We start from the raw sequence: 8,923 nt of genomic DNA on the forward strand, positions 1-8,923 counted from the left end.
CTACGAATAAAAAATATAATACATTAATTATATATACAATATTATTGTTAGTATGTATTATTTGTACTTATTTATACTATTTAAGCAATAGCAATATTATTGATTCTGTAAATTCTTTTACTATCACTCCGATTTTAATTTTAATTATTTCATTATTAATTAGCACTATAATGCAAAAAAAGACACAATAAATTTATTATAATACTTCATAACTCTATAAAAATGGGATTATTCTTCAAAGAGTAATCCCTTTTATTTTATGGCAAGAAAAACTATAGCCATAAATCACGTACACAACACATATAAATCATCCCGCTGGTTGATATATAACGTGAGTTCGGGGTTTACCTGCTTGAATAAGAGAAGTTACAGGAAGTTATAAAGGTACAATGGTGAAGAAGTAAGACAAATGGTTTCACAAAGTAATACGAAGGTTTTTACAAGAGGTTCGACCAAAACTATAGTACAAATAAGCAAATTTTTTCCCTTGTATCATAGATCTCGAACTCATGTTAGTATAATATTTTATTTTTTTCAATAGAGTCTACATTGAAAAATTGTATTTTTGTAAAAACGAATGCTTACCATGGAAGAAATCTTAACAGAAGAAAATAAATCTCCCAAATCCTGGAATAAAATTCTCAAAAAAGTAGCTATTATTCTTGTTTCTTCTATTTTATTGCTGCTGATAGTACTTACTGTTGTCGCAGGAATATTTCAGGATAAAATAACAAATATACTTCTCAATCAGTTTTATGAATATACAAAAGTGGAGATTAAGCATGAAAAGGTCTCTTTTAGCATGATTCGCAAATTTCCTATGGCTTCTCTGCAAATTAACAATATAAATGTCGCCGGACCGGAAGGTAAAAGCACATTACTCAAGGCAGAGCATATATTTCTTCAATTTAATCTTTTCGATTTGGTCAGAAATAATTATACCATTCGTCGCATTGACATTTCCAATGCCGATTTACAACTTTTTGTGGATAAGAAAGGGAATAATAACTGGAACATTTTTAATTTTAGCGATTCTTCGAAAACGGAAAATGTGGAGATAAAACTAAGCTCCATTCAACTGAAAAATGTACGTGCATCGTATGAAGACGAACAGCAGAAATTACTTGTTGAAGCTTTTTTCAATTATCTCTCTGCCAAAGGAAACTTCTCTTCGGCAACTTTCACTGCTCAACTTTCTTCCGATGCCGTAATAGGTAATATCGAAGTTGACAAGATAGTTTATCTTTCTGACCAGGAACTGAAATTCTATACAAAATTAGATATAGATACTGAAAATAAACGTTATGGTATAGAAGGAGGCAATTTTGAATTGGGAATCCTTAATTTCATTGCACATACTTCCCTTTCGAAAAAAAAAGAAGGGTATAAGCTCCAATCGGATTTGTCGATAAAATATGCTAATATTGAAAAAATTATCGAAAAGTTACCGGAAACTATCCGTAAGCAAACACGGATTTTGAAACCGGTAGGAATACTCTCATCTTCTGTAAAAATCAATGGAATAATAGGAAAAGGAAACAATTTGGATATTGCGGGGGATTTTTTATGCAAAAACGGAAGCATCGAAAATATTGAAAATGATATAAAATTTTCAAAAATCAATCTACAAGGTGATTTCTCATTAAGCACTTCTAATGTTTCCCATAGCTTGAAAGTTAAGATGTATGAATTTTCCGGAAAATTAAATAACGGTCATCTTGCCGGAAAAATAAACTTTGAAAACCTTGAACAGCCGGATATAGATTTGTCTGTCAATGGAACAATCAATCTGGAAGATTTACATAGTTTCTTGCCGACAAATTATTTTTATAAAGTGGCAGGAAATGCTTCTATTGATATTGTATTTAAAAATAAATTCACTCAAATACAAAAACTGACTGTTCAAGAATTTAAAAATGCTTCAATTCAAGGGAATTTTGTTTTCACCAATGTTATGCTCCAGATTCGCGAAAATGAAAATATGCTGGAAACACTTTCTGGGGATTTACAGTTTAATAATCAACTAATCATAGCTGACGAATTGCAAGGAAAACTCAAAGGAAATGATTTTGTCCTTAGCGGAAAAATAGAAAACATGTATCCTTATATTTTGGAACATGGCAATCGACTGGAAATTACCGCTGATTTGAATATTCCTGATTTTGATTTGAATAAATTATTTGCTACCACCACTCAACCTTCGTCAAAAAGCCAGGAAGAAATGGAATTATTTCTACCGAAAGATATTGATTTTAATTTCTCCTTCAAAGCCGATAAAATTTCATTCAATCATTTTAAAGCTGAAAACACCTCCGGAAAAGCTGTTTTAAAGAATAATATTTTGTTACTCGAAAACCTGAATATGAATACCTGTGACGGAAAAATGCAGGGAAAAGGAAGTCTCAAACAAATTTCAAAAAAAGAATTTCTGCTCAACTGCAATGCAAAATTGACAAATATAAATATTCCGAAATTATTTTACGCATTTAATAATTTCGGACAAAATGCACTCACAGATAAAAATATAAAAGGAGCTGCAAATAGCGATGTCAATTTTACGGCTGTGCTTGGAAGCAATATGGTACTTGCTCCGAACAGTATTTCAACGCTTATTGATATAGACATCAAAAACGGACAATTGAATAATTTTGTTCCGTTGGAATCACTTTCCAAATTTGTTGAGTTGAGTGAGTTGCAGAATGTAAAATTTGAAACACTGGAAAACCACATCAGTATTGATAACTCTACTATAACAATTCCCAATATGGAAATAAAAACCAATGCATTAAATCTTTCTTTGGGTGGAAATCACCGGTTTTCAGGAGAAATTGATTATCATATCAGACTCATGATGAAAGAAATTCTGGCAAAAAAGGTAAAAAACCGGAAAAACCGAGAAGATTTCGGCGAAGTAATTGACGATAATACCGGAACACATCTTTATCTTTTGGCAACGGGAACAATGGAAAATCCGAAATTCAAATGGGATGGACAATCTTCAAGGAAAGGTCTCAAGGAGCAATTTTCCGACCAAAAGCAACAAATACAAGAAAATCGCAACCAAAACAATCCACAAACACCTTCTATTAAGGAAGAAACTAAGGAATTGAACAACTCCAAGAAAAAACAATCCGATATTGAATTGGATGAGGATTGGTAAGTTTTTCTTTATACAGCCATATCCCTTTTTTTGGTATTTTTGCAGCACCTTAGAATAATGGTGGATTTTCTTTTTGAAAATCTAAAATAAAGTATAAATGTTTAGTTATGTATAAATTAACTCATTTAAAAGAAATTGAAGCGGAAGCTATTTATATATTGCGGGAAGTAGCTGCACAGTTTGAAAAGCCTGTTTTGCTTTTTTCCGGCGGAAAGGATTCCATTGTGCTTACTCATTTAGCATACAAGGCTTTTTATCCTGCAAAAATTCCTTTTCCCTTGCTGCATATTGATACCGGACATAATTTTATTGAAACTATCCAATACAGAGATGATTTGGTGGAACGTTTGGGAGCGACATTGGTTGTGGGTTCGGTTCAGGAATCTATTGATACCGGACGGGTAAAAGAAGAAACAGGTTACAATGCCAGCCGGAACAAATTGCAGACAGTTACCTTACTTGATACGATTGAAAAATACAAATTCGATGCTGCAATTGGCGGAGCACGCCGTGATGAGGAAAAAGCACGGGCAAAAGAGCGTGTTTTTTCACACAGAGATGAATTCGGGCAATGGAATCCCAAAAATCAGCGTCCCGAACTGTGGAATATCTTCAACGGGAAAAAGAATATAGGAGAACATTTCCGTGTATTTCCTATCAGTAATTGGACAGAAATGGATGTCTGGCAATATATTTTGCAGGAAAATATCGAAATGCCCAGCATTTATTTTACCCATGAACGTAAAGTCTTTTTCCGAGATAATCAATGGTTGGCGGCAGAAGAATGTATGACACTCAAGCCTACTGAAACGGTGGAGATTCGACAGGTTCGTTGCCGTACAATCGGGGATATTAGTTGTACAGGATTAGCACTTTCCGAGGCACATACATTGGAAGATATCATTGAAGAAATTGCTGCCACACGTGTTACTGAGCGGGGAAGCCGTGCTGATGATAAACGTTCTGAAACAGCAATGGAAGACAGGAAAAAATCAGGATATTTTTAATGGTTAATGATTGATGATTAATGTTTAATAATGCATTAACGAAACACAAGTGTTAAACATTAAGCATTCAACCTTAAACTTTAAACAATTAGATAAATGGCAAAAACAACAGGATATTTAGATATGGAGCTGCTTCGCTTTACAACGGCGGGCAGCGTAGATGATGGAAAAAGTACGCTTATCGGGCGTTTGTTGTATGACAGTAAGTCTATTTTCGAAGACCAGCTCGAAGCCGTTGAAGCGGCATCCAAGCGTAGCGGAAATGAAGAAGTAAATTTGGCACTGCTAACCGATGGACTTCGGGCAGAACGTGAGCAGGGAATAACGATTGATGTGGCTTATCGTTATTTTGCTACACCCAAACGCAAGTTTATCATTGCCGATACACCGGGGCATATTCAGTATACGCGCAATATGGTTACGGGTGCTTCGACTGCTGATTTGGCAATTTTATTGGTAGATGCCCGCCATGGAATCGTAGAACAGACTCTCCGGCATTCGTTTATTGCTTCTTTGTTAGGAATTCCATACGTGGTGGTTTGCATCAACAAAATGGATTTGGTTGATTTTTCACAGGAAGTGTATGATAAAATTTGCAATGATTACAGTTCTGTAGCAAACAAATTGCATATAGAAAACGTTCGTTTCATTCCGATTTCGGCAAAATACGGACATAATGTAGTTACTCCTTCCGATAAAATGCCTTGGTATAATGGTCAAACGTTAATGGATGTTTTGGAAACAACTCCTATAGACCATAAAATCAATTCCCAAGAGGTTCGTATGCCTGTCCAGTATGTAATACGTCCTATTTCTGATAAATTTCCCGATTTTCGGGGATATGCCGGACGGATGGCGGGTGGAATTTTGAAGGTTGGAGATGAAATAACTGTTTTTCCTTCTGCATTACAATCAAAAGTGAAAGATTTGTCGCAGTGTACAAAAGAACTGCAGGAAGTCTTTACTCCCGATTGGATTACTATTCAGCTGGAAAACGATATTGACATTAGCCGGGGAGATTTGCTGGCAGGAACAAAAGGAGTTCAACCGCAAATTTCACAGGATATTACAATGGATGTTTGCTGGTTTAATGAAAACCCGTTAATGTTGAATGCCCGTTATATTATTCGTCAAGCAACATCTGAAACTATCGGAATTATCAAGAAAATCAATTATAAAGTTAATATCAATACATTGGAACATGAGCAAGGAATAAGCTCATTGAATATGAATGATATTGCCTCTGTCACGATAAAAACGGCAAATCCTTTGGTTTTCGATTTATACAAACACAACCGTACAACGGGAAGTTTGATTTTTATTGATCAGAACACATTTGAAACTGTCGGCGCAGGAATGATTTCCGATAATGAAAATTAGGAATTTAGCATTCTGCGAAAATCTGCAGAAAAGATGAAAAACATAACAGGCAAACAGTCTTTCGGAAAAACCAAATCAGTCTGCAGGGAGTTTGCTACCGGTGTAGCAAACATCATGCGGGTCTGCGACAAGCTTGCTACCGGTGTAGCAAACGTCATGCAAGTCTGCGACAAGCTTGCTACCGGTGTAGCAAACGTCATGCAAGTCTGCGGCAAACTTGCTACCGGTGTAGCAAATGTCATGCGGGTCTGCGGCAAACTTGCTACCGGTGTAGCAAACGTCATGCAGCTCTGCGGCAGACTTGCCCTAACCGGGGCAAACGCCATGCAGCTCTGCGGTAAACTTGCCCTAACTGGGGCAAACGCCATGCAACTCTGCGACAGACTTGCCCTAACTGGGGCAAACGCCATGCAGCTCTGCGGTAAACTTGCCCTAACCGGAGCAAATCCCCAAATGGCTGCTGAGCATATTGCGGCACATAATAAATTGCTGTTTCCCGAAAAGAATCTAATAAGTTGTCTGCTTTTTACAGCGGCATACTTTTTAATATACTACCGGTAATAATAAATAATATGTATTCAAAATCAGACATAGAACAACTTAATACACAATTTTCCACCGCTGAGCCACAAGATGTTTTGGCACATTTTTTAAGTCATTACGACGATAAAATCGCCTTATCATCCAGTTTGGGATTGGAAGACCAGGTGTTGACCGATATGCTTGTGAAAATTGATCGAAATGCCCGGATTTTTACCCTTGATACAGGACGGCTTTTTCCTGAAACATACCAGCTGATAGACAAAACCAATTTGAAATATAATATAAAAATAGAAATATTCTTCCCTAAGTATGACCAAGTAGAACAAATGGTCAATCATGAAGGAATGAATCTTTTTTATGAAAGCATTGAAAAACGTAAGAAATGCTGTAGCATTCGGAAATTACAGCCTTTAAGTCGAGCTTTTGAGACGTTGGATGCATGGATTTGCGGACTTAGAAGCGAACAATCCATAACACGTCAGGATTTGCAAATGATACAATGGGATGATATGAATAATATTTTAAAAATAAATCCTTTGATTCACTGGTCGGAAGAACAGCTTTGGAATTATATCAAAGAAAATCATGTTCCGTATAATAAATTACATGACAAGGGTTTTCCCAGCATTGGCTGTGAGCCTTGCACACGCGCTGTTGAATCCGGCGAAGATATTCGTGCGGGAAGATGGTGGTGGGAATCGCCCGAACATAAAGAATGTGGATTGCATAAACGATAATTTTAAATTAATAATGAATAATAAACGCAAAGCAATGAAAAAACAATTATTTACACTATGTGTAGCGTTATCAATATTGATAACATCAACAATGACAGCTGAGGCACAGCAAGCCGATACAATCCAAAATCAAAGACTGACAAAACTGGAAAATATTTTGTCAAAGCTTCCGAAAGTATCCGGAGTAATTAATTTTCGCTATCGCTTGGATGAAGATAGAAGTACATTTGATATTCGCAGGGCGAGACTGGATGTGAAAGGAGACATTAGCAAGATGTTTGATTACCGTGTACAGGTAGAGTTTGCATCAGGTCCCAGATTGCTTGATGCACAAATACGAGCGAAAATCAAGCCTTATTTCAATGTTCAGATAGGACAATTTAAAGTTCCTTTTTCGTTGGAGAATCCGTATTCCCCCACCGGTTTGGAATGTATTGACAATGCTATGGCAATCACAAAGCTGGTAGGATATAGCGACGTCTCGGGAATTAGTGCTAACGGACGCGACATCGGAGTGATGATCTACGGCGAAGTATTCAAAAAGGAAGGCTACAGTATTATTGATTATTCTATTGGCGTATTCAATGGTGCAGGAATTAACACAACGGATAACAATAAAAGTAAAGATGTAATTGCACGGGTAAATGTTAATCCGATAAAAACAGTTACATTGTCGGCGTCGGGTTATTTAGGAGAAGCTTATCTTAATGACAGTACCCGCCATGCAACGCGTGACCGGTTAGGATTCGGTATTCGTTATGATGACAAAAAATGGATGTTCAGAAGTGAATACCTTTATGGGATGACCCATAAAACAGAAAGCATGGGGGCTTATGCTGTGCTGGCATATACTTTCTTTAAGAAATTGCAGCCTGTTATTCGTTTTGATTATTTCCAGGAAGATATTTACAAGGCATCAACAGGAGAAATTGATTATATGGCAGGAGTCAATTACTGGTTTATCCCTCAAAAAGTGGGCTTGCAACTCAATTTCACCTATCGAACATTTAACGATACAAAGAGAAATACAGGAAATATCTGTATTATGGGAACAGCAGCATTTTAAAAATACATTAGACCTTTTCGGAAAATAGACCATCTTTTTTCTGGATTATCTCAACTAAAGTTTCGATGCTCTCACATGCTTCGCGTTCGGGTGCTTCACTGTGTTCGCAATGACGCTCTAAACAAACATATTACGTCCTGACGAGGCACGAAGTCATCCGGAACTACCCCTAAATCCCCTAAAGGGGACTTTTAGTTCAGTGGGTTATTGTTAGTATTTAACATGAGTTCGGGATCAACGGTAAATGAGTAAATAAGTAAATAAGAAGTTGGAAAGGTAAAATGGTAGAAGGATGAAATGTTTAATGATTATTTACTTATTTGGCTATAACGAAGTGAAGAACTAAATAATGCCTTCGTGTTACTTCGTGAAAATCCTTTGTGTGACTTTGTGAAACCATTTGTCTTACTTCTTCACCATTGTACCCTTGTACCATTTTACCACTCACTCAAGTCCCCTTTAGGGGATTTAGGGGCAAGAATAAGAATTGTAATGAAACCAACAAACGTAATCAGCAACAGTCAAGAACAAGTCCTTCAATACCGGATGGCTTCGTTCCTCGCCAGGACGTTCTTAGGTTTTGTCTGTGCGTCCTCTTATTTACTCATTTACTTATTTCCTTATTTACTATTGTCATCCCGAACTCACCTTATTTACATAAATGCTTCTCACTATTGAGAAAATTATTTACATTACTGCTTGAATATTTCTCACTATTAAGAAAGTTATTTACACTACTGATTTAATATTTCTCAATATTGAGAAAATATTCCGAACTATTACATGAAGTATTCTCAATATTGAGAAAGTACATTGCATTTCTTCATGAATATTTCTCGGTATTGAGAAAATATATTGCATTTCTTCATGAATATTTCTCGACATTGAGAAAATACTTTGCACTGCTGCATGAATATTTCTCGGTGTTGAGAAAGTATATTGCACTATTGTAAATATGTTTCTCAATGCCGAGAAAGCCATTTTTACCATTACATGTATGTTTCTTTTAACAAAAATATGCTTATGCAGT

Annotated in this window: 6 protein-coding genes; all 6 read left to right on the top strand. The window is 36.1% G+C overall.

What is annotated here, in order from left to right; translation table 11 throughout:
- Positions 1–586: 586 nt before the first annotated feature.
- The 6 genes from B2Z67_RS11945 (at position 587) to B2Z67_RS11970 (ending at position 7,893) form a co-directional block, all read left to right on the top strand.
- The gene (locus B2Z67_RS11945) at positions 587–3,160 is read left to right on the top strand and encodes an AsmA-like C-terminal region-containing protein (RefSeq protein ID WP_291530061.1); all 2,574 of its coding nucleotides are present in this window, start codon (positions 587–589) and stop codon (positions 3,158–3,160) included.
- A 107-nt stretch (positions 3,161–3,267) separates the two neighbouring features.
- Complete coding sequence (gene cysD / locus B2Z67_RS11950) at positions 3,268–4,167, top strand: sulfate adenylyltransferase subunit CysD (RefSeq protein ID WP_291530062.1); 900 nt, start codon at positions 3,268–3,270, stop codon at positions 4,165–4,167.
- A 96-nt stretch (positions 4,168–4,263) separates the two neighbouring features.
- Positions 4,264–5,547 (top strand): sulfate adenylyltransferase subunit 1, encoded by a 1,284-nt coding sequence (locus tag B2Z67_RS11955; protein WP_291530063.1) that lies wholly within the window; start codon positions 4,264–4,266, stop codon positions 5,545–5,547.
- 33 nt (positions 5,548–5,580) lie between these two features.
- A complete protein-coding gene (locus B2Z67_RS11960) occupies positions 5,581–6,108 on the top strand; it encodes a hypothetical protein (protein ID WP_291530064.1) in 528 nt (175 codons plus the stop codon).
- Positions 6,109–6,119: 11 nt separating this feature from the next.
- Positions 6,120–6,827, top strand: a complete 708-nt coding sequence (locus B2Z67_RS11965) for a phosphoadenylyl-sulfate reductase (RefSeq protein ID WP_291530065.1) — start codon at positions 6,120–6,122, stop codon at positions 6,825–6,827.
- Between the two features lie 34 nt (positions 6,828–6,861).
- Positions 6,862–7,893 (top strand): porin, encoded by a 1,032-nt coding sequence (locus B2Z67_RS11970; protein WP_291530066.1) that lies wholly within the window; start codon positions 6,862–6,864, stop codon positions 7,891–7,893.
- Positions 7,894–8,923 lie beyond the last annotated feature (1,030 nt).

This window comes from Bacteroides sp. UBA939 (assembly GCF_002293435.1).
GTDB lineage: Bacteria > Bacteroidota > Bacteroidia > Bacteroidales > Bacteroidaceae > Bacteroides.

What these genes read in the sequence shown, in the direction of transcription:
- cysD (WP_291530062.1), top strand. Translation starts at nt 3,268, where the DNA reads ATGTATAAATTAACTCATTTAAAAGAAATTGAAGCGGAAGCTATTTAT.
- B2Z67_RS11965 (WP_291530065.1), top strand. Translation starts at nt 6,120, where the DNA reads ATGTATTCAAAATCAGACATAGAACAACTTAATACACAATTTTCCACC.
- B2Z67_RS11945 (WP_291530061.1), top strand. Translation starts at nt 587, where the DNA reads ATGGAAGAAATCTTAACAGAAGAAAATAAATCTCCCAAATCCTGGAAT.
- B2Z67_RS11960 (WP_291530064.1), top strand. Translation starts at nt 5,581, where the DNA reads ATGAAAAACATAACAGGCAAACAGTCTTTCGGAAAAACCAAATCAGTC.
- B2Z67_RS11970 (WP_291530066.1), top strand. Translation starts at nt 6,862, where the DNA reads ATGAAAAAACAATTATTTACACTATGTGTAGCGTTATCAATATTGATA.
- B2Z67_RS11955 (WP_291530063.1), top strand. Translation starts at nt 4,264, where the DNA reads ATGGCAAAAACAACAGGATATTTAGATATGGAGCTGCTTCGCTTTACA.